The 19,452-nt window shown below is 61.8% G+C and carries 17 protein-coding genes, 1 tRNA gene, 1 rRNA gene and 1 pseudogene; 11 read left to right on the top strand and 9 right to left on the bottom strand.

What is annotated here, in order from left to right; translation table 11 throughout:
• The first annotated feature begins 59 nt into the window (after nucleotides 1-59).
• The 3 genes from HBH1_RS03305 (at nucleotide 60) to HBH1_RS03295 (ending at nucleotide 2,254) form a co-directional block, all read left to right on the top strand.
• Nucleotides 60-716 (top strand): alanyl-tRNA editing protein, encoded by a 657-nt coding sequence (locus HBH1_RS03305; RefSeq protein ID WP_102661585.1) that lies wholly within the window; start codon nucleotides 60-62, stop codon nucleotides 714-716.
• A 15-nt stretch (nucleotides 717-731) separates the two neighbouring features.
• Nucleotides 732-1,139, top strand: coding sequence for an alternative ribosome rescue aminoacyl-tRNA hydrolase ArfB (gene arfB, locus HBH1_RS03300; RefSeq protein WP_006461925.1), 408 nt, complete (start codon nucleotides 732-734; stop codon nucleotides 1,137-1,139).
• Nucleotides 1,140-1,318: 179 nt separating this feature from the next.
• Entirely contained in the window at nucleotides 1,319-2,254 is a 936-nt protein-coding gene (locus tag HBH1_RS03295) for an exopolyphosphatase (RefSeq protein WP_102661804.1), read from the top strand.
• Nucleotides 2,255-2,352: 98 nt separating this feature from the next.
• On the opposite strand, the gene trmB is transcribed toward HBH1_RS03295, so the two are convergent.
• The 6 genes from trmB to HBH1_RS03265 form a co-directional block, all read right to left on the bottom strand.
• Entirely contained in the window at nucleotides 2,353-3,072 is a 720-nt protein-coding gene (trmB, locus tag HBH1_RS03290) for a tRNA (guanosine(46)-N7)-methyltransferase TrmB (RefSeq protein WP_102661584.1), read from the bottom strand.
• Between the two features lie 79 nt (nucleotides 3,073-3,151).
• Nucleotides 3,152-3,225, bottom strand: a tRNA-Gly gene (locus HBH1_RS03285).
• Between the two features lie 222 nt (nucleotides 3,226-3,447).
• The gene (locus HBH1_RS03280; RefSeq protein ID WP_102661583.1) at nucleotides 3,448-4,179 is read right to left on the bottom strand and encodes a molybdate ABC transporter substrate-binding protein; all 732 of its coding nucleotides are present in this window, start codon (nucleotides 4,177-4,179) and stop codon (nucleotides 3,448-3,450) included.
• 253 nt (nucleotides 4,180-4,432) lie between these two features.
• Nucleotides 4,433-6,277, bottom strand: a complete 1,845-nt coding sequence (recQ, locus tag HBH1_RS03275) for a DNA helicase RecQ (RefSeq protein WP_102661582.1) — start codon at nucleotides 6,275-6,277, stop codon at nucleotides 4,433-4,435.
• A 37-nt stretch (nucleotides 6,278-6,314) separates the two neighbouring features.
• Nucleotides 6,315-7,187, bottom strand: coding sequence for an undecaprenyl-diphosphate phosphatase (locus HBH1_RS03270; protein WP_077236889.1), 873 nt, complete (start codon nucleotides 7,185-7,187; stop codon nucleotides 6,315-6,317).
• Nucleotides 7,188-7,351: 164 nt separating this feature from the next.
• Complete coding sequence (locus tag HBH1_RS03265) at nucleotides 7,352-8,206, bottom strand: undecaprenyl-diphosphate phosphatase (protein WP_102661581.1); 855 nt, start codon at nucleotides 8,204-8,206, stop codon at nucleotides 7,352-7,354.
• A gap of 296 nt (nucleotides 8,207-8,502) precedes the next feature.
• Between HBH1_RS03265 and arsC the strand changes: the two are divergent.
• A pseudogene (gene arsC, locus HBH1_RS03260) lies at nucleotides 8,503-8,853 on the top strand (arsenate reductase (glutaredoxin)); the annotation flags it as partial.
• Nucleotides 8,854-9,005: 152 nt separating this feature from the next.
• Nucleotides 9,006-9,173, top strand: a complete 168-nt coding sequence (locus tag HBH1_RS25190; protein WP_166758416.1) for a hypothetical protein — start codon at nucleotides 9,006-9,008, stop codon at nucleotides 9,171-9,173.
• Here HBH1_RS25190 and HBH1_RS03255 read toward each other — a convergent pair whose 3' ends face one another.
• A complete protein-coding gene (locus HBH1_RS03255) occupies nucleotides 9,174-9,464 on the bottom strand; it encodes a YkgJ family cysteine cluster protein (RefSeq protein WP_102661580.1) in 291 nt (96 codons plus the stop codon). It abuts the gene before it with no gap.
• Between the two features lie 162 nt (nucleotides 9,465-9,626).
• Between HBH1_RS03255 and HBH1_RS03250 the strand changes: the two genes are divergently transcribed.
• From HBH1_RS03250 to HBH1_RS03240, 3 genes are all read left to right on the top strand, one after another.
• Complete coding sequence (locus HBH1_RS03250) at nucleotides 9,627-10,256, top strand: TetR/AcrR family transcriptional regulator (RefSeq protein WP_039877179.1); 630 nt, start codon at nucleotides 9,627-9,629, stop codon at nucleotides 10,254-10,256.
• Nucleotides 10,257-10,463: 207 nt separating this feature from the next.
• Nucleotides 10,464-11,129 carry a protein-L-isoaspartate O-methyltransferase family protein gene (locus tag HBH1_RS03245; RefSeq protein ID WP_102661579.1) on the top strand — a complete coding sequence of 222 codons (666 nt, stop codon included), beginning with the start codon at nucleotides 10,464-10,466 and terminating at the stop codon, nucleotides 11,127-11,129.
• Between the two features lie 18 nt (nucleotides 11,130-11,147).
• Nucleotides 11,148-11,471 (top strand): rhodanese-like domain-containing protein, encoded by a 324-nt coding sequence (locus tag HBH1_RS03240; protein ID WP_077236884.1) that lies wholly within the window; start codon nucleotides 11,148-11,150, stop codon nucleotides 11,469-11,471.
• A gap of 99 nt (nucleotides 11,472-11,570) precedes the next feature.
• Here HBH1_RS03240 and HBH1_RS03235 read toward each other — a convergent pair whose 3' ends face one another.
• Nucleotides 11,571-12,230, bottom strand: coding sequence for a TetR family transcriptional regulator (locus tag HBH1_RS03235; protein ID WP_077236883.1), 660 nt, complete (start codon nucleotides 12,228-12,230; stop codon nucleotides 11,571-11,573).
• A gap of 580 nt (nucleotides 12,231-12,810) precedes the next feature.
• Between HBH1_RS03235 and HBH1_RS03225 the strand changes: the two genes are divergently transcribed.
• From HBH1_RS03225 to adeC, 3 genes are read left to right on the top strand one after another with little or no spacing between them, the layout of a single operon-like run.
• On the top strand, nucleotides 12,811-14,019 hold the full coding sequence (locus HBH1_RS03225; RefSeq protein WP_102661577.1) for an efflux RND transporter periplasmic adaptor subunit: 1,209 nt from the start codon (nucleotides 12,811-12,813) through the stop codon (nucleotides 14,017-14,019).
• Nucleotides 14,020-14,030: 11 nt separating this feature from the next.
• Nucleotides 14,031-17,186, top strand: a complete 3,156-nt coding sequence (locus HBH1_RS03220; protein WP_077236880.1) for an efflux RND transporter permease subunit — start codon at nucleotides 14,031-14,033, stop codon at nucleotides 17,184-17,186.
• Complete coding sequence (gene adeC / locus HBH1_RS03215) at nucleotides 17,179-18,630, top strand: AdeC/AdeK/OprM family multidrug efflux complex outer membrane factor (RefSeq protein WP_102661576.1); 1,452 nt, start codon at nucleotides 17,179-17,181, stop codon at nucleotides 18,628-18,630. Before HBH1_RS03220 ends, adeC begins: the two co-directional genes overlap by 8 nt.
• A gap of 707 nt (nucleotides 18,631-19,337) precedes the next feature.
• On the opposite strand, the gene rrf is transcribed toward adeC, so the two are convergent.
• A 5S ribosomal RNA gene (gene rrf, locus HBH1_RS03210) occupies nucleotides 19,338-19,450 on the bottom strand.
• Nucleotides 19,451-19,452: the final 2 nt, after the last annotated feature.

Raw genomic sequence — 19,452 nt, 5'->3', positions numbered from 1 at the left:
GCGTAGAATCGGCGGCTGCCGACATTGGCACACCCTCTTATCCCTTGCGAACGCATTCCATGACGCACAAGATCTTCTGGTCGGCGCCCTACCAGACCGAACTTGATACCGTGATCACCCACCTCGATGGCGATCAGGTGCAAGTGGCCGACACCATCTTCTTCGCCTTCTCCGGCGGACAGGAGAGCGACGCCGGCACACTCGGCGGCCATCCTGTCCTCACGGCGGAAAAGCGCGACCTGTCCATCGTCTACACGCTGCCGGCCGGGCATGGATTGCAGGTCGGCGATGCAGTGAAGATGAACATCGACTGGGAGCGCCGGTACCGCCTGATGCGCCTGCATTTCGCCGCCGAGATGGTATTGCAGCTGGTGTACCAGTTGCGCCCCGGGATCGAACGCATCGGCGCCCATATCGCAGCGGACAAGGCGCGCGTGGATTTCGCCAGCGAGACCAGCCTGGCGCCGCTGTTCGGGGAAATCGAGGCCGCCACGCAACGGCTGGTCGCAGCGGGATTGCCTATCGTCACCGCCTTCAGCGATGAACAGGCCGGGCGTCGCTATTGGGAAGTCGAAGGCTTCGCGCGCATGGCCTGCGGCGGCACGCACCCGCGCACCACGGCCGAAGTGGGCAAGATTCGGCTCAAGCGCAAGAACACCGGCAAAGGCAAGGAACGCATCGAGATCATGCTCGATGCCGGCCTGCAGACAGCCTGAATATCAACAGAGGGCTTGACCATTTCCATCCCGCTGATCCCCGAGGAAGAAGTCGAACTGACGGCCATCCGCGCCCAAGGCGCAGGCGGACAGAACGTCAACAAGGTATCGAGCGCGATCCACCTGCGCTTTGACATCCACGCCTCGTCCTTGCCGGATGAGATCAAGCAACGTCTGCTGACATGGTCGGACCAGCGCATCAGCAAGGATGGCGTCATCATCATCAAGGCGCAGACACATCGCAGCCAGGAGAAGAACAAGGCGGAAGCCTTGCAGCGCCTCCAGGAAATGCTGGCCCTGGCCGCGGCGGTACCGGTGCCGCGTCGCCCGACCCGCCCTACCCGTAGTTCCCAGCGGAAACGACTGCAGAGCAAGACACAGCGCGGCGAGATCAAATCGATGCGCGGCAAGGTGCGCGACTGATGCCGGCCCTGGCCGCCGCACGGGGTCAGCGAGGGCCGCAAGAATTCCCGCCTGGCTCCAGGGTAACGAGGTAACATGGACTTTTGCATCGCAAAGGGATGATCCATGGGCAAGCCAGCAAACCATGGTCAGGCGATGAACACACCGGGTCAATTTCATCAATGGAGGGGGGTGTCACCATGTCGGAAGCAAAGAAATATCGTCTCGTCACGCGCAGCGACTTCGATGGTCTGGTCTGTGCAGTCTTGTTGAAGCATCTGGACATGATCAACGAGATCCTGTTCGTCCACCCCAAGGACATGCAGGATGGCAAGATCGCCATCAGCGACAACGACATCACCACCAACCTGCCCTTCGTTGCGGGCGTGCATCTGGCCTTCGATCACCATCTGTCCGAAACCATCCGCAACACCGGTGAACGCAAGAACCACGTGATCCATCCCGAGGCGCCGTCGGCTGCGCGCGTGGTGTATGACTACTACGGTGGCGACAAGACTTTCCCGGCGGCATGGGCCGACATGATGGCCGCCGTCGACAAGGGCGACTCCGCCCGCTTCAACGAGGAGGAAGTGCTCAATCCGCAAGGCTGGGACCTGCTGAACTTCCTGATGGACGCGCGCACCGGCCTGGGGCGCTTCCGCGATTTCCGCATCTCCAACTACAACCTGATGATGGACCTGATCGAGCTCTGCAAGACGCACACCATCGATCAGATCATGGACTCGCCGGACGTCAAGGAACGTCGCGAGCTGTATTTCGAACATGCGGAGAAATGCAAGGAGCAGATCCGCCGCTGCGCCACGATACACAAGAACCTGGTCGTGCTGGACCTGCGCAAGGAAGAGACCATCTTCGCCGGCAACCGCTTCATCATCTACGCCCTGTTCCCGCAGACCAATATTTCCATCCACGTGCTGTGGGGCCTGAAGAATCAGAACACCGTCTTCGCCACCGGCAAGTCCATCCTCAACCGCAGCGCCAAGACCAATATCGGTGCGCTGATGCTGGAATACGGCGGCGGCGGACACGAGAACGCCGGCACCTGTCAGGTGGACAACGAACGCGCAGAAGAGGTGCTGGAGGCCTTGATCACGCGGATCAATAAAGACGGCTAAGTAGCGAGCGGCTGGCGCTCCAAGGAAAAAAGGCATGTCGAATCTCGACATGCCTTTTCATTTTGACTTCCGGACCTGCGGTGCCGGGCTCAAGCCGCTTACGCCAGCTTTTCAAACACCAGGTCCCACACCCCATGCCCCAGACGCAGGCCGCGGTTCTCGAACTTGGTGGTAGGTCGATAATCCGGACGCGGTGCATAGCCCGACGGATCGGTGGAGGTGTTCTTCAGTGTCGGCTCCGCACCCAGCACGTCCAGCATCTGGATCGCATAGTCTTCCCAGTCGGTGGCGCAGTGGATGTAACCGCCCACGGCCAGGCGCGAGCTCAGCAGCTGCACCAGCGGCGCCTGGATCAGGCGGCGCTTGTTGTGGCGCGCCTTGTGCCAGGGATCGGGGAAGAACACGTGCACACCCGCCAGGGCGCCTGGCACGATCATGTTGTTGAGCACTTCCACGGCGTCGTGCTGGATGATGCGCACGTTATTCAGGTTGCCTTCACCGGCCAGCTTCAGGTAGCTGCCCACGCCGGGCGTATGGACTTCCACGCCGATGAAATTCTTTTCCGGCATCAATGCGGCGATCTTGGCGCTGGTCTCGCCCATGCCGAAGCCGATCTCCAGCACGGTCGGCGCCGAGCGGCCGAAAGCGGCCTGCAGATCCAGGGCTTCTTTGGCATAGGGCAGCATGAACCTGGGCCCCAGTTCTTCCAGCGCACGGCCCTGTGCATTGGAGACACGCCCGGTGCGCGTGACGAAGCTGCGGATGCGGCGCTCGCTCGGATCATAGAAAAGCGGCTTGCCGGATTTGTTCTCAGACATGGATGACTCGTGAATCGGTGAAGCGCGGCCCTGAACCCCTCTTGTGCCGGAGGCTTCCGGCGGCAGGCCGCATGCGGTATGGAGCGGGTGAAGGGGATCGAACCCTCGTCTTAAGCTTGGGAAGCTTCTGCTCTACCATTGAGCTACACCCGCGTGTGGGTGGGCATTATACCGGGTTACGGCGGGTCTTTTCCAGCATCGGGGATTGGCCAAGAGGAGGATTGACGAGAAGCCTGCATCGTCAGGACCGCGGCCCGCCTGTCCAGCATGCAGCGATCTGCACATGCTTGAGCTGATGGAAGCGGTCCGCTACCTCACCGGCCTGCCCCGACGATCAGTGGCGCATGGGGATGCTGAATCGGGCTCATCCACCCCTCAACGATCTTCCGGCAACAACCCATGCTCCTCAATCGCCTTGCGCGCCGCCGGCTCTGCAAACATCGTCAGAAAGGCGCGTGCTGCGACAGCAGAGGCAGAGTGCGCGCCCACTGCACCAGCATAGACGGTGTAGTTCTGGATGGCGGCGGGTAAGGGGCCGACCAGGTGGGCGCCTTTGACCTGCAGGATTTCGCTCTGCTGATGCAGTGCCAGCGCGGCGCTGCCATCGACCAGCTTTTCGGCCACCAGACCACCGGGTACCAGGACTTCCTTGGCATGCATCTGGGCGGCGATGCCGAGTTTCTCAAACAGCTTTTCCAGATAGATCCCGCTTGATCCTCCGGCCTTGGGATCGATCAGCGCTACCGAGGGCGCGTCCAGCAATGCCTTCCTGAACTGGGCGACGGTGGCGATGGCCGGCGACGGGGCGCCCTGCTTTACCGCAACCGCGATGCCCACGCGCGCAATCGGGCGGCTGCTTGCCAGGTTGAGATAGCCATCCTTGCCCAGGCCATCCAATACGCCGTCTGGCACGACGAGCACATCAAAAGCGGCGCCTGAGCGCACACGTTTGTCCATGACGCCCGCGGTGGCGTTTTCCACTGTCACATGGATGCCGCTGCGCTGCTCAAAGTCGGCTGCCACGGTGCGGACGACGGGTGCAATGGCGCCGGCAGCAAGGATCTTGAGATCGTCGGCCGCGGCGGGCAGTGCGATCAGGGTGGACAAGGCGGCGGCTACAAGAAGCAGAAGCGGGAGACAGAACGGGCGCACGATTTCTCCAGAGGTGGAAGTGCAGCGGATGGGAACAGCGGAAGGAAGGCAGAAAGCGCGTCGGCGCTGATTATACGACGCGTGAAGGTGGGCCGTTTGTGCCCTGCCGGCAGGCCTTGCATGAAGATGACCGGCGGCATTGACGTAGAACGGACTGGACCGGATTGCGCCGATGGCGACGACAATCCCGATCCATCACCCGCCCCGCTCAGGCCTGCATTTCTGCGATCAACGCGATGATCTGATCGCCGTAGGTTTCCAGCTTCTTCTCGCCCACGCCGGTGACGTGGCGCAGGTCGTCCAGCGATTGCGGTCGGGCCTTGGCGATTTCGCGCATGGTCGCATCGTGGAAGATGACATAGGCCGGGACGTTGTGGGCGCGCGCGGTTTCGACGCGCCACCAGCGCAGTTTTTCGAAGAGCGCCTGTTCTTCGGTGTTGAGATCGGTCTCGACGAAACCGGAACGCTGGGAGCTGCGCTTGGCCTTTTCCGGCTTGCGGTAACGGCGCAATTGCACCTGCTGTTCACCCCGCAGCACCGGGCGGGCGGCTTCGGTGAGCTTGAGGGCGCTGTAGTTCTCGGCATCCACCGTCAGCAGGCCCAGGGCGATGACCTGGCGCAGGATGGCACGCCATTCGGCTTCGCCACGGTCACTGCCGACACCGAAGACGGAGAGCTGGTCGTGCCGCCACTGCTTGACGCGCTCGCCATCGATGCCGCGCAGCACCTCGATCACATGACCTGGCGCGAAGCGCTGGTCGACCCGATAGACGGTGGAGAGGAGCTTCTGCACCTCGACGGTGGCATCGAAGGACACCGGGGGCGTGAGGCAGGTATCGCAATTGCCGCAGGGGCCGGACTTCTCGCCGAAGTAATCGAGCAGGTGCACGCGCCGGCAGTGCAGGGTTTCGCACAGGGACAGCATGGCGTCGAGCTTGGTGCTCTGGACGCGTTTGAAACTGTCGTCGGCTTCGGATTCGTCGATCATACGGCGCTGCTGCACCACGTCCTGCAGGCCGTAGGCCATCCAGGCGTCGGCGGGTAAGCCGTCACGGCCGGCGCGGCCGGTCTCCTGGTAATAGCCTTCTACGCTCTTGGGCAGGTCCAGGTGGCAGACGAAGCGTACGTCGGGCTTGTCGATGCCCATGCCGAAGGCGATGGTGGCGACCATCACGATCCGGTCCTCCCGCAGGAAGCGCGCCTGGTTGGCGGTACGCAGCGCGTAGTCCATCCCGGCATGGTAGGCCAGGGCATTGATGCCTTCGCCGCGCAGGAATTCGGCGGTCTCCTCGACCTTCTTGCGCGAGAGGCAATAGACAATGCCGGCATCCTCGGGGTGTTCGCTCTTGATGAAGTCCAGCAGCTGCTTGCGACCGTTGGCCTTTTCCACGATCTGGTAGCGGATGTTGGGGCGATCGAAGGAAGAAACGAACTGGCGTGCATCTTCCAGTTGCAGGCGGTGGATGATTTCTTCGCGGGTCTGCTGGTCGGCGGTGGCCGTCAGGGCGATGCGCGGCACCTGCGGGAAGCGCTCGTGCAGTACCGACAGCTTGATGTATTCCGGCCGGAAATCGTGGCCCCATTGCGAGACGCAGTGCGCTTCGTCGATGGCGAAGAGGGAGATGCGGGAGGATTCGAGCAGTTCCAGGCAGCGCGGCGTCATCAGCCGTTCGGGGGCGACGTAGAGCAGGTCGAGGTCGCCCTGGCGCAGGCGGCGCTCGATCTGCATGGCTTCGTCGAAGCTCTGGGTGGAATTGAGGAAGGCGGCGCGTACGCCGACTTCGGCCAGCGCGTCCACCTGGTCCTGCATCAGGGCGATCAGCGGCGAGACCACCACGCCGGTGCCGGCGCGCAGCAAGGCCGGTACCTGGTAGCACAGCGACTTGCCACCGCCGGTGGGCATGAGCACCAGTGCATCACCGCCGCCGGCGACGTGCTGGACGATCTCGCCCTGATGACCGCGAAAGGACGAATAACCGAACACCGTCTCCAGCACATGCAATGCGCGTTCTTGCTGGGTGGCGCCGGCGGGCAGGGAATCGAAATCGACCATGGAAAACCTGAAGCTGCTGCGTAGCGAAGGCGCTATTTTATTGCAGCCAGCCCCGGGACACCGCGAACAACAGGAAAACACCCAGTACGGCTCGATAGATGATGAAGGGCCATGTCGAGAAACGCTCCAGGAATTTCATCAATCCCCAGATGGCGGCAAAGGCCGAGACGCTCGCCACGGCCAGGCCGAACAGCAGGACACCCCAGGCTTCCAGGGGGATGTGGGCGTGCAGCAGCACGGCCAGCTCCTTGAGGCCCGCCAGGGCGATGGCCGGCAGCCCGAGCAGGAAGGAGAAGCGTGCCGCCTCTTCCCGACGGAAATTGAGAAACAGGGCTGCGGTGAGCGTGGAGCCGGAGCGGGAAACGCCCGGGATCAGCGCGCCGACCTGGGCCAGGCCGACGATAAGGGCGTCGCGCAGGCGCATCTGATCGACGCTGCGGCGATGCCGGCAGACCAGTTCGGACAGCGCCAGCAGCAGCGCCATGACGATGCAGGACCAGCCGATCACGGACAGGCTGCGCAGCGGCGAGCCGCAGGCGTTGAGCACGTGCGATAGCGCCAGGCCGGCAATGCCGATGGGGATGGTCGCCAGGATGATGGCCACGGCCAGCTTGAACATGGGGTCGCTGAAATCGCGACGGCGCCAGGCCGCCAGGCTGCCGCCGGTGACGGCCGAGACATCGCGCCGGAAGTAGCTGATCACGGCGGCCAGGGCTGCGAGCTGCATGGCGGCCGAGAAGGCCGAACCCGGATCATGCCAGCCGAGAAAGGCCGGCACGATGCGCATGTGGGCGGTGGAGGAAATGGGGAGCAGTTCGGTAATGCCCTGGACGATGCCGAGGAAACCGATCTGCGCGTAGCTCAGGGAGGCAAAGCCGATATCAAGCCCGGCGCTGCAGACGTTGGCCATGGAGTGTGCTCTGAAGGGGGTGGCGAAAGAGAGTTGTGAACGCCGCCGGCATCTAGGGCCTGTTCACACTATATCTGCGAGTGCGAACAGGCCATAGGACGGCGGGTGCTGCAGTGTACCGCGCCGCAGGCGGCGCTGGCTGACAGGGTCCTGACGAGTACGTTTTACTCGACCCAGGCCACCACGCCGGTGTAGGCGGTGACCAGCACGATGATGCCGAAGACGATGCGGTACCAGGCGAAGATCGTGAAATCGTGCGAGCTGATGTAGCGCAGCAGCCAGCGTACGCACAGGAAGGCGGAGACGAAGGCGGCAACCGTGCCCACCGTGAACAGGGGGACGTCGGCCGCCGACAGCAGCGCGCGCTCCTTGTAGAGCGAATAGATGGTGGCGGCGAACAGGGTCGGGATGGCCAGGAAGAAGGAAAACTCGGTAGCGGCCTTGCGCGACAGGCCGAACATCATGCCGCCGATGATGGTGGCGCCGGAGCGGCTGGTGCCGGGGATCAGGGCGAAGGCCTGGGCGATGCCGACCTTCAGCGCATCCAGCGGGGTCATGTCGTCCACGGTTTCGACGCGGGCCGAGGCCATGCTCATGCGATCCTTGTTGCGACGTTCCACCCACAGGATGATCAGGCCGCCGACGATGAAGGCAATGGCCACCGAGACCGGATTAAACAGCACTTCCTTGATACGGCGACTGAACAAAAAGCCCAGGATGGCGGCCGGCAGGAAGGCAATGATCAGGTTGATGACCAGGCGCTGCGCCTTGCGGTCGGTGAACATGCCGGAGAGGACAGTGGCGATGCGCACGCGATATTCCCAGCAGACGGCGAGGATGGCACCGGCCTGGATCACGATTTCGAAGACGTCGGCTTTTTCCTTGGAGAAAGAAGGGCCGGTGAATTGCAGCAGGCTGTTGGCCAGGATCAGGTGGCCGGTGGAGGAGATGGGAAGGAATTCGGTCAGGCCTTCGACAATGCCCATGATGAGCGCCTTGAGCGCGAGGATGGTATCCATACGGTAGCTGGGGGTGGCTTTTTCTGAGGAGTTGAAGGGAAATGGTGCTGATCACGCAGGCGGGCCAGCGAAATCGGTACCGATATGGCCGGAATCGTTCAATTGCACCCTCAAGAAGGCACATCGACAAGCCCGCATCGGTGCAAACCGGCGTTTCGACCGCACGAACCTGAAAAAAGTGCAGTCGGTGCAGTGCAACAAATTCGGATTCTACCTTAGCAACGTGACAAAACTCGCGTTTTCCTTTGGTGATAACGCGCTACCATGCGGTTTTTCATTCACCTGCGGGAATCTGCATGAGCGCTTTCACCATCTATCACAACCCGCGTTGCGGCACCTCGCGCAATGTGCTGCAGGCGCTGCGGGACGGCGGCGTCGAGCCGACCATCATCGAATACCTGAAGACCCCGCCCGACCGGGCGACCCTCAAACAGCTGATCGCCGCCATGGGCGTGCCGGTGCGCGAGGTGGTGCGGACCAAGGAAGCGCTGTACCAGGAACTCGGGCTGGATGCGGCCACGGTCAGCGATGAGCAATTGATCGATGCCATGCTGGAACATCCCGTGCTGATCAACCGCCCTATCGTTGTCGCGCCCAAGGGAACGATGCTGGTGCGTCCCAGCGAGCGGCTGGCGGAAATCTTTCCCTGAGCTTCCTTCCTGACATTTCCTGAACGCAATCGGGAGGCATCGGGACGGTATCCGCACCGTATCGGCAGTCATTTGACCTCAATCGCGCTATACTTGGCTGATCCGTGGTACAACGCGGGAGTTCTCTCCCCATCGAATCAGGAGCAGCGGTGCATCATCGACACGAAGAAAGTACTGCCGATCTGAAGGAGCTGACGACCATCGCTCCGATCAGCCGAGAAGCCCATGCCGCCCACCTCAAGGAAAAGGTGGATACCCGGCGCCTCATCGAAGATATCCGCGATGAAGCGCGACGGCGGCGCGAGGAAGCCTACTAACTACTTAGGGGCGAGCCTACCGGCGTCAGCTCGTGGCGCAGGCGCAGTCAGCGCCTCCAGTCTCGTCAGCCAGGCGATGGCCTGGCTACGGTCGTCGCCGCACATCTCTGCCGAAGGCTGCAGCCCTGCACAGAAAGCCGGTCGCCCGGCCTGTCCGAATATCTTGCAACGCATGTCCTGATCCAATTGCACACACGGCACGTTGGCCGGTTTGCCGTCGGGCATACCGGGGATCGCGCTGGTGATGGAGGGGGCGATGCAGCAGGCGCCGCAGGCATCTCGGCACTTCATGGGGCTTCCTGGTGGGACGGTGGGCCTGCATTGTAGTCCATCGCCGCCTCGGCGCAGTGACAGTCCACCGCAGTCGCAATGCTTGCTCCCCGCTTGCGCCAGCGGCTTGACGTCGGCGCAGCTTGCCACTTACAGTGCCCCGTCCCGGTCATTTTGCTTCTCATGTCTGCCTTATCCAAAGAACCGCGTTGGGAACGACGCAAGCAGGACCGCCCCCAGGAGTTGCTGGGGGCGGCCCTGGAATTGTTCGTGGAACGCGGCTATGCAGCGACCCGCCTGGAAGACGTGGCCACCCGCGCCGGCGTTTCCAAGGGCACCCTCTATCTCTACTTCGACAGCAAGGAAAGCCTGTTCAAGTCGGTGGTACGCACCAATATGCTGCCGCTGCTGGATCAGGCCGAGGCGCGCATCGCCGGCCACGCCGGCAGCAGTGCCGACCTGCTGCGCGACCTGATCATGCACTGGTGGGAGGCCGCCTCGCACTCCGGGGTGATGGGCATCGCCAAGCTGATGATGGCCGAATCCGGCAACTTCCCCGAACTTGCGCGTTTTTACCATGAAGAAATCACTGCCCGGGGCGACGCCACCGTGGTCCGCGTGCTGGAGCGCGGCATGGCATGCGGGGAGTTCAGACAGATTGATGCAGAAGCGATGAAAAAGGTCATCGTGGCTCCAGTGGTCATGCTCATGCTCTGGGACCAGTCACTGGCCCCCTGTGCAGTGGCTCCCATCGATCCGCGCTGCTATCTGGAGAACATGATCGACCTCTGCCTCAATGGGCTGAGGGCCTGAAGCACAAGCCACAGATGACCGCCCGCTGCGCATCCGCCCCCGGGGTTCAGCACGCAACAACAGGCCCATACTCGCATTGCATTGAGGAAAACCCGCAACAGAAGCGCCGCCCGCCACTTTTTCCCGGCATAGATGGGCTGATTAGCTGGGCGGTGTTTGATAAAATGCTGCCTTTCCGTCGCTATTAGATTAGATCGAGCCACCGCCATGAATATCGAACAAGCCCGCTTCAACATGATCGAACAGCAAATCCGTCCCTGGAATGTGCTGGCGCAGGATGTGCTGGACCTGCTGATGGTCGTCAAGCGTGAAGAATTCGTCCCGGCCGCCTATCGCAGCCTGGCTTTCTTCGACACCGAGATCCCCCTGCCGGGCGGTGAAAACATGCTGGCCCCCAAGATCGAAGCGCGCATGCTGCAGGAAGCCAACGTCAAGAAGCACGAATACGTGCTGGAAATCGGCGCCGGTTCGGGATACATGGCGGCACTGCTGGCGCACAAGGCGCGTCACGTGACCACCGTGGAAATCTCCCCCGAGCTGAAGACACTGGCCGAGCAGAACCTGTCCGACTACGGCGTGGCCAACGTGGATGTGCAACTGGGTAATGGCGCCCAGGGCTGGACCGGCGCCGACGGCAAGGCCGGCGAATACGACGTGATCATCATTTCCGGTTCGCTGCCGGTGCTGCCGGAAGCCTTCGGCAAGCAACTGAAGGTGGGCGGCCGTCTGCTGGCCATCGTCGGTTCCGCGCCGGTGATGGAGCTGCAACTGATCACCCGCACCTCGGAACATGTCTTTGAAACCGTGAACATCGTGGAAACCATGGCCAAGCCGCTGCATGCAGCGCTGGTGCCGTCCCACTTCACGTTCTGAACCTGACAGGAAAGCATCATGGAGCACATCTCCGCCCCGGAACTGGCTGCCTGGATCAATGATCCTGACCGCCCCACGCCCCTGCTGCTGGATGTGCGCGAGCCCTGGGAACACCAGACCTGCCACATCGCCGGTACGCAACTGGTGCCGATGAACACCATCCCCGGTCGTTTTTCCGAGCTCGACGAAGAACAGCCGGTAGTGTGCATCTGCCACCATGGCGGCCGCAGCATGCAGGTCGCGGCTTTCCTGGAGCGCCAGGGCTTCACCAAGGTCATCAACCTGAGTGGCGGCGTGCATGCCTGGGCCACGCAGGTCGATCCGACCATGCCGACCTACTGAGTCGACGCTTCCCTCCCGCCATGTGGCCCGGTCAGACCGGATCGCATGGCACGGCAAGGCGGCCCGCCTTCTTCTCCGGGTCGCCCTTCCCTACCTCGCTCAGCTCACCACTTCCTTCACTTCTTGCACTTTCTGCAGTGAAGGTGCCGCCTTCAAGGCGTACAAAGACGCCGCCAGCACACGCTCACCTTCCACGACCAGGTCAAAACTCTCGGGTGAAAAGAACCAGTCCGTCAGCAAGCCACTGAAGGTCGCATGGGCCATCAGGCAGGCCAGGCGGATGTCCAGCGTGGCCGGCAGTTGCCCGCGCGCTACCGCATTGCCGAGGATCTGCTCGAGTCGCAACATGCCGTCGACATGGCACTCGCGCTGCCGGATCAGGATGGGGTCGTGCGCGTCGGCGAATTCGCACTTGTTGAAGATGATGTCGAAGACGCGCCGGCAGCGCTCATCGGTTGCGGCCATCGTCAGTACGTAGATGCCGCTGCGCAGAAACTGTCCCAGCGGATCGGCCACCTGCGGGCTGGCGTTCTCTTCCAGCACGGCCTCCATCGGCAGGCGTACGCGCTCGCACATGGCGTCGAAAAGGTCGCTCTTGTTCTTGAAATGCCAGTAGATCGCGCCCCGCGTGACGTCCGCCGCCTTGGCGACGTCGGCCAGCGAGGTCTGCGAAACACCGCGTTCATGGAATACCTGCTCGGCAGCATCGAGGATGCGGGCGCGCGTTTCCAGCGCTTCTTCCTTGGTGGAACGGGCCATCTCAGCAACCTCCGGAGAGCATCCAGTGGGAATCATCCATCGGCAAGCTTTGCTGCGTGCGCACATCTTCAGTGAACATTATTTGAACCTGAACAATCGCGCTTAAGCAGAAACTGTCATGGAGTGGAAAGAATTCGTCGTACACAATATCGGGCCATCTGTTTCGTCTTGCCGAGACCCGCTTATCGCGACGGGCCATGCGGAAGAGCTCGGTTTCAACACTGCGGAAACGGTATCAGAGTGCCTTCTGCAGGAAAATGCAAGGAATCGCTCATATTTAACTACGCCGTTTCGAACAAGTTTGTTAAATTAATGTGATGTTTCGGAGAAATACATACATACATGAATGTATGTATAATAGCATCCGCTTCAAGCCCCTGTCGTAAGTCCTTCGCAAAAATTCGTCGCCCTGGCCGGGAAGCGGGCGGGGGATTTTTCGCATTGCAACAATGCCTCATCCTGCCGTCCCGCCAACTTCAGCCGGCGACGACAGGCACAGCATCATCGTCATCACCGGTTTTACCGAATTCGTTTCATCGCCGCCCTGGCGGCTTCAACTTTACTTTCGTGCGAGATATCTATGAGCTCAGTCAGTCGTTTCACGCGCCTCACCATGACCGTCGCCATTGCCGCTGCGCTGGTCGCCTGCGGACAGAAACCCGCCGCCCAAGGCGGCCAGATGCCGCCGGCCGAGGTGTCGGTGGTGACCATCGCCCCGCAACGCGTGGCCATTACCAATGAACTGCCGGGCCGGGTGGAAGCCTTCCGTGTGGCGCAAGTCCGCGCACGGGTGGCCGGTATCGTGCAAAAGCGCGTCTTCAAGGAAGGCAGCGAGGTCAAGGAAGGCCAGGTCCTGTTCAAGATCGATCCGGCCCAGTACAAGGCCAGCCTGGAAAGCGCACAAGCCACACTGGCACGTGCCCAGGCCAACCTGACGCAGACCTCGTTGACGGCGCAACGCTACAAGCCGCTGGTGGAAGTCAACGCCGTCTCCAAGCAGGAATATGACAACGCGGTCGCTGCCCAGAAGCAGGCAGAAGCCGACGTGGCCGCCGGCAAGGCTGCCGTGCAGACCGCCAGCCTGAACCTGGGCTATGCCACCGTGACCTCGCCCATCTCCGGCCGCATCGGTCGCGCGCTGGTGACCGAGGGCGCACTGGTGGGTCAGGGCGATGCCACCCAGCTGGCGCTGGTGCAGCAGCTCGATCCGGTCTATGTCAACGTGACCCAGTCCAGCGCCGACCTGTTGAAGCTGCAGCAGGCCATGGCGGCGGGCCAGTTGAAGAGCGTGGGCGAGAACAAGGCCAGCGTGACCCTGGTGCTGGAAAACGGCCAAGCCTATGAACAACCGGGCAAGCTGCTGTTCTCCGACATCAGCGTGGACGAGAGCACCGGTTCGGTCTCGCTGCGCGCCGAGTTCCCCAACCCCAAGCGTCTGCTGCTGCCGGGTACCTATGTGCGTACCAAGATCGAACAGGCAGTGGACGAACAGGCCCTGCTGGTGCCGCAACAGGCTGTGATGCGTGATGCCGGCGGCTCGTCGGTGCTGGTGGTCAATGCCGAGAACAAGGTCGAGCCACGTCCGGTCAAGACGGGCGGTGCGCGTGGCAACAACTGGCAGGTCCTGGACGGCCTGAAAGAGGGTGACCGCGTGATCGTGGAGGGCCTGCAGAAGGTTCGCCCGGGCGCTTCGGTCAAACCGGTGCAATGGAATCCCGCGGGCGCTCCCGCACAAGCGCAAGGCCAACCGGCCAAGCAAGACCCGAGCGCCCAACCGAAAGCTAACTAAGAGGCTGCCAGATGGGAAAGTTTTTTATTGATCGCCCCGTATTCGCGTGGGTGCTAGCGATCTTCATCATGCTGGCCGGTGCGCTGGCCATCACCGGCCTGCCGGTGTCCCAGTACCCGAACATCGCGCCGCCGACCATCGTGGTCACGGCGACCTATCCGGGTGCGACCGCACAGACCCTGGACGATTCGGTGACCAGCCTGATCGAACAGGAAATGAACGGCGCCGATGGCCTGCAATACATCGAGTCGCAAAGCCAGGCCAATGGCCAGGTGCAGATCACCATCACCTTCTCGCCGGAAACCAATCCGGACCTGGCGGCGGTGGATGTGCAGAACCGCCTGAAGCGCGTCGAGGCCCGTCTGCCGGCCGCGGTGACGCAACAGGGCGTGCAGGTGACCAAGTCGCGTTCCAACTTCCTGCTCTTCATCGGTCTTTCCTCGACCGATGGCAAGCTCGATCCGGTGGCGCTGGGTGACTATCTGTCGCGCAACGTCCTGAACGAAATCAAGCGTGTCCCGGGCGTGGGCCAGGCACAGTTGTTCGGTACCGAACGCGCCATGCGCATCTGGATCGATCCGAACAAGCTGATCGGCCTGAATCTGACCCCGGCCGACGTGACCGCAGCCATCCAGGCACAGAACGCGCTGGTGGCCGGCGGTACACTGGGCGCCCTGCCCAGCCCGGGTACCCAGCAGATCGCCGCCACCGTGGTGGTGAACGGTCAGCTGACATCGCCCGAGCAGTTCGGCAACATCGTGCTGCGCGCCAATGCCAACGGCTCGTCGGTGCGACTACGTGATGTCGCCCGGGTCGAGGTCGGTGGCCAGAGCTATGACACTTCCGGTCGTCTGGACGGCAAGCCCTCCTCCTTCATCGGCGTGCAGCTCTCGCCCACCGCCAATGCGCTGGGCACCGCTACGGCCGTACACAAGAAGATGGACGAGCTGGCCAAGTACTTCCCCACTGGCGTGAAGTACACCATCCCCTACGACACCTCCAAGTTCGTCAAGATCTCGATCGAAGAAGTGGTCAAGACCCTGATCGAAGCGATCGTGCTGGTGTTCCTGGTGATGTTCCTGTTCCTGCAGAACATCCGCTACACCATCATCCCCACCATCGTGGTGCCGGTGGCGCTGTTGGGTACCTTTGCCACGCTGCTGCTGTTCGGCTTCTCGATCAACGTGCTGACCATGTTCGGCATGGTGCTGGCCATCGGTATCCTGGTGGACGATGCGATCGTGGTGGTGGAAAACGTCGAACGCATCATGAGCGAGGAAGGTCTCTCGCCGGCTGACGCCACCCGCAAGGCCATGGGCCAGATCAGCGGCGCGCTGATCGGTATCACCCTGGTGCTGATCGCGGTGTTCATCCCGATGGCCTTCTTCGGCGGTGCCGTGGGTGCGATCTATCGTCAGTTCTCGCTGTCGATGGTGGCTTCGATGGTGTTCTCGGTGCTGATGGCCTTCACGCTGACGCCGGCGCTGTGCGCGACCATCCTCAAGCCGGTCGAAAAGGGACATCACCACGAGAAGAAGGGCTTCTTCGGCTGGTTCAACCGCAAGTTCAACAGCACGGCCGCCGGCTATCAGGGCGTGATCGCCCGCATGCTGAACAAGGCTGGCCGCTACATGATCGTCTATGTCGTGATCGTGGCCTGCGTGGGCTTGCTGTACGTGCGCCTGCCCGCGTCCTTCCTGCCCAATGAAGACCAGGGCTACATCATCACCAACGTCCAGTTGCCGCCGGGCGCAAGCACGGCGCGCACCACCGAGGTGGTCAAGAAGATCGAAGAGTATTACCTCAAGGACCCGGCAGTGGAACACGCCATTGCGGTGCTGGGCTTCTCGTTCTCGGGTAATGGTCAGAATGCGGCACTGGTGTTCACCCCGTTGAAGGACTGGTCCGAACGCGACAAGTCGCAGTCGGCCGACGCCGTCGCGGGCAAGGCCTTCGGTGCGTTCTCGCAGATCAAGGATGCGATCGTGTTCCCGCTGAACCCGCCGCCGATCCCGGAACTGGGTAATGCCACCGGCTTCACCTTCCGTCTGCAGGATCGCGCCGGGATGGGCCACGCCGCACTGGTGCAGGCCCGCAACCAGATCCTGGGCATGGCTTCGCAGAGCAAGGTGCTGGCCGGTGTGCGTCCGGAAGGTCTGGAAGATGCGCCACAGTTGCAACTGGACATCGACCGCGATAAGGCCAACGCCCTGGGCGTGCCGTTCTCGGCGATCAACAGCGTGCTGTCCACGGCGCTGGGCTCGTCCTATGTGAACGACTTCCCCAACCTGGGTCGTCAACAGCGTGTGATCGTGCAGGCTGACGCCACCCGTCGTCTGCAACCGGAAGACCTGACCAACCTGTACGCCCGCAATTCCAATGGCGGCATGGTTCCGTTCTCGGCCTTCGTCACTGCGAAGTGGATCAATGGTCCGGTGCAACTGATCCGCTACAACGGCTACCCGGCCATGAAGATCGCCGGTGGCGCTGCTCCTGGCCGCAGTACCGGTGAGGCGATGGCGGAGCTGGAATCCTTTGTGGCCAAGCTGCCGCCTGGCTTCGGCTTTGAATGGACGGGTCAGTCGCTGGAAGAAAAGACTTCCGGCAACCAGGCTCCTGCCCTGTATGCACTGTCGCTGATCGCGGTGTTCCTGGTGCTGGCAGCGCTGTATGAAAGTACCTCCATCCCGCTGGCGGTGATGCTGGTGGTGCCGCTGGGTATCCTGGGTGCGCTGCTGGGCGTGACGTTGCGCGCCATGCCCAACGACGTGTACTTCAAGGTGGGCATGATCGCGGTGGTGGGTCTGTCGGCCAAGAACGCGATCCTGATCATCGAATTCGCCAAGGATCTGCAGGCGCAGGGCAAGGGGTTGATCGAGGCGACGCTTGAGGCGGTTCACCTGCGTTTCCGTCCGATCATCATGACCTCGCTGGCCTTCATCCTCGGCGTGCTGCCGCTGGCGATTGCCTCTGGCGCCGGCTCTGCCAGCCAGCGCGCCATCGGTACCGGCGTGATGGGCGGCATGATCACGGCGACCGTACTGGCGGTGTTCCTGGTGCCGATCTTCTTCGTGGTCGTGCGCAAGATTTTCAAGGGTAGCGATCGTCAGCGCAAGTTCGACGCTGACCATTCGCCCAAGATCAATGTGGAGAACAACAATGGCTAATCTGTCGTTGCCGCGCTCGCCGCGCCTGCTGCAAATGTGCGCAGCGCTGCTGGTGGCCGGTGTCCTGGGGGGCTGCTCGCTGGCCCCCACTTATGAGCGTCCGCAAGCGCCGGTGGAAACCGTCTATCCGGCGGATGCCGCCGGTCGTGCCGAACTGCAGGCTGTCAACCTGGGCTGGCGCCAGTTCTTCCCCGACCAGCGACTGCAGCAGCTGATCGCGACCGCTCTGGAGAACAACCGCGATCTGCGCACTGCCGTGCTCAACATCGAAGAAGCCCGGGCGCAATACCAGATTGCCCGCGCCGATCTGCTGCCCAACCTGAACGTCACTGGCAATGCTGCGCGTGCCCGTACCGCGGCCAGCCAGTCGCTGACCGGCCAGCCCTTTATCAGCAACAGCTACCAGGTGGGGCTGGCGGTGCCGGCCTACGAGCTGGACTTCTTCGGTCGCGTGCGCAACCTCAAGGATGCGGCACTGGCCAGCTATCTGAGTACCGAAGAGGCGCAGAAGTCGGCGCAGATCAGCCTGGTCGCTCAAGTGGCACAGGCCTACCTGTCCGAGCGCTCCTATGCCGAGCAGCTGCAGCTGGCCAATGACACCCTCAAGTCGCGTGAATCCAATCTGGATCTGGCGCAAAAGCGCTTCGACGTCGGGGCCAGTTCGGCGCTGGATTTTCGCCTGACGCAGACGCTGGTGGAGTCGGCTCGCGTGGCCAAGGCCCAGTTGGAACGTCAGCGTGCACAAGCCGAGAACGCCCTCACGCTGCTGGTGGGCAAGAAAGTGGGCGACCTGCCACCGGCGCAACTGCTGTCGGATGAAAAGATCGTGACCGACATCCCCGCTGGACTGCCTTCGGAGCTGCTGACCAATCGCCCTGACATCCGCTCGGCCGAGCAGAGCCTGCTGGCAGCCAATGCCAACATCGGTGCGGCGCGTGCGGCATTCTTCCCCCGCATCTCGCTGACAGGCAGCTTCGGTAGCGCCAGCAGCACACTGGGTGGATTGTTCGAGAGTGGTTCGGGCGCATGGAGCTTCGGCCCCTCGCTGTCACTGCCCATCTTCGATTTCGGCCGCAACAGCGCCAATCTGGACCTGGCTGAAGTACGCAAGAACAAGGCTGTAGTGAGCTATGAGAAGACCATCCAGACGGCCTTCCGCGAGGTTGCCGACGCGCTCGTCGCGCGTGGGACTCTGGATGACCAGGTCAAGGCGCAGGAGGCTTTCCTGGCGGCCCAGCAGGAGCGGCTGAAGCTGACGGATCTGCGTTTCAAGAACGGGATTGCCTCTTCACTGGATCAGCTTGATGCACAGCGGGATCTGTTCTCTGCGCAACAATCCTTGATCCAGGCTCGCCAACTGCGCTTGAACAATGCCATTGATCTGTATAAGGCATTGGGTGGTGGTATCAACGAGAACACCTTGAGTGTTGCAGCCAAGCAGTGAGTTTTATGGCGATCTGTTGAGATCGTGTTGTGGATGGAAGTAAAAAAGCCGGCTTTGCCGGCTTTTTTATTGTCTTGTGTTTTAGAGGGTTCGGTGCCTGGGTGAGGTCATTACAGTCACTCAATGCTCCGCCGAATGTTGCTCGAGCAAGCCATCAGCCATGGACGTCGAGAGAGGGTTTTGGCGCTGTGGATAAGATAGGTCCCGCACAAACTTGAAGGCTGCCCTGTGCATAAACTAAGTTAACGAATTATCGAGGCCACACTGGACGCTCCTTTGCGCCTTGCTTGTTCCCCAAATACTAAGTTTTCAACTTGATGTCGTGCAATCGATGCGTCGGTCTGTGGGCGTGACAGGCTGTGGATAAGATATCCAGTCGAAGGGGTTTATTGTCCGAGCTTTTTGCCCAGTCCGATCTAGTAGCCGACACTCTCAACCTCAAATGATGGCTGATCAGAGGTAACGTTCAGCCAATAGGAACGGTTTTCCCCGTTCAAGAAGGAGATGGCGGAGTGACCGCCTTACCAGCTCTGCTATCCGGGTCACTTGAACCCAAGTCGAGGTCAGCCTGATGAGAGCAGGAGCGCGATGCTAATCAACGCGGGCCTGTGGAATTGCATGCAGCCGGATGGGATGGGTGCGTGTTTTTGCCGCCCCAAAGCAAAAACCCTCGCTACTTACGTAACGAGGGTTCTTGGGAGTAACAAGCCTGACGATGACCTACTTTCACACTGGTTGCAGCACTATCATCGGCGCGAAGTCGTTTCACGGTCCTGTTCGGGATGGGAAGGGGTGGTACCAACTTGCTATAGTCATCAGGCA

The sequence above is a fragment of the Herbaspirillum sp. BH-1 genome, assembly GCF_002870055.1.
Lineage (GTDB): Bacteria > Pseudomonadota > Gammaproteobacteria > Burkholderiales > Burkholderiaceae_D > Herbaspirillum > Herbaspirillum frisingense.
This window is presented reverse-complemented; position numbering and strand designations above follow the sequence as displayed.

What these genes read in the sequence shown, in the direction of transcription:
- HBH1_RS03240 (WP_077236884.1), top strand. Translation starts at nt 11,148, where the DNA reads ATGGAGCACATCTCCGCCCCGGAACTGGCTGCCTGGATCAATGATCCT.
- HBH1_RS03220 (WP_077236880.1), top strand. Translation starts at nt 14,031, where the DNA reads ATGGGAAAGTTTTTTATTGATCGCCCCGTATTCGCGTGGGTGCTAGCG.
- HBH1_RS03265 (WP_102661581.1), bottom strand. Translation starts at nt 8,206, where the DNA reads ATGGATACCATCCTCGCGCTCAAGGCGCTCATCATGGGCATTGTCGAA.
- recQ (WP_102661582.1), bottom strand. Translation starts at nt 6,277, where the DNA reads ATGGTCGATTTCGATTCCCTGCCCGCCGGCGCCACCCAGCAAGAACGC.
- HBH1_RS03245 (WP_102661579.1), top strand. Translation starts at nt 10,464, where the DNA reads ATGAATATCGAACAAGCCCGCTTCAACATGATCGAACAGCAAATCCGT.
- HBH1_RS03255 (WP_102661580.1), bottom strand. Translation starts at nt 9,464, where the DNA reads ATGAAGTGCCGAGATGCCTGCGGCGCCTGCTGCATCGCCCCCTCCATC.
- HBH1_RS03305 (WP_102661585.1), top strand. Translation starts at nt 60, where the DNA reads ATGACGCACAAGATCTTCTGGTCGGCGCCCTACCAGACCGAACTTGAT.
- HBH1_RS03295 (WP_102661804.1), top strand. Translation starts at nt 1,319, where the DNA reads ATGTCGGAAGCAAAGAAATATCGTCTCGTCACGCGCAGCGACTTCGAT.
- HBH1_RS03235 (WP_077236883.1), bottom strand. Translation starts at nt 12,230, where the DNA reads ATGGCCCGTTCCACCAAGGAAGAAGCGCTGGAAACGCGCGCCCGCATC.
- trmB (WP_102661584.1), bottom strand. Translation starts at nt 3,072, where the DNA reads ATGTCTGAGAACAAATCCGGCAAGCCGCTTTTCTATGATCCGAGCGAG.
- HBH1_RS03270 (WP_077236889.1), bottom strand. Translation starts at nt 7,187, where the DNA reads ATGGCCAACGTCTGCAGCGCCGGGCTTGATATCGGCTTTGCCTCCCTG.
- adeC (WP_102661576.1), top strand. Translation starts at nt 17,179, where the DNA reads ATGGCTAATCTGTCGTTGCCGCGCTCGCCGCGCCTGCTGCAAATGTGC.
- HBH1_RS03250 (WP_039877179.1), top strand. Translation starts at nt 9,627, where the DNA reads ATGTCTGCCTTATCCAAAGAACCGCGTTGGGAACGACGCAAGCAGGAC.
- HBH1_RS03225 (WP_102661577.1), top strand. Translation starts at nt 12,811, where the DNA reads ATGAGCTCAGTCAGTCGTTTCACGCGCCTCACCATGACCGTCGCCATT.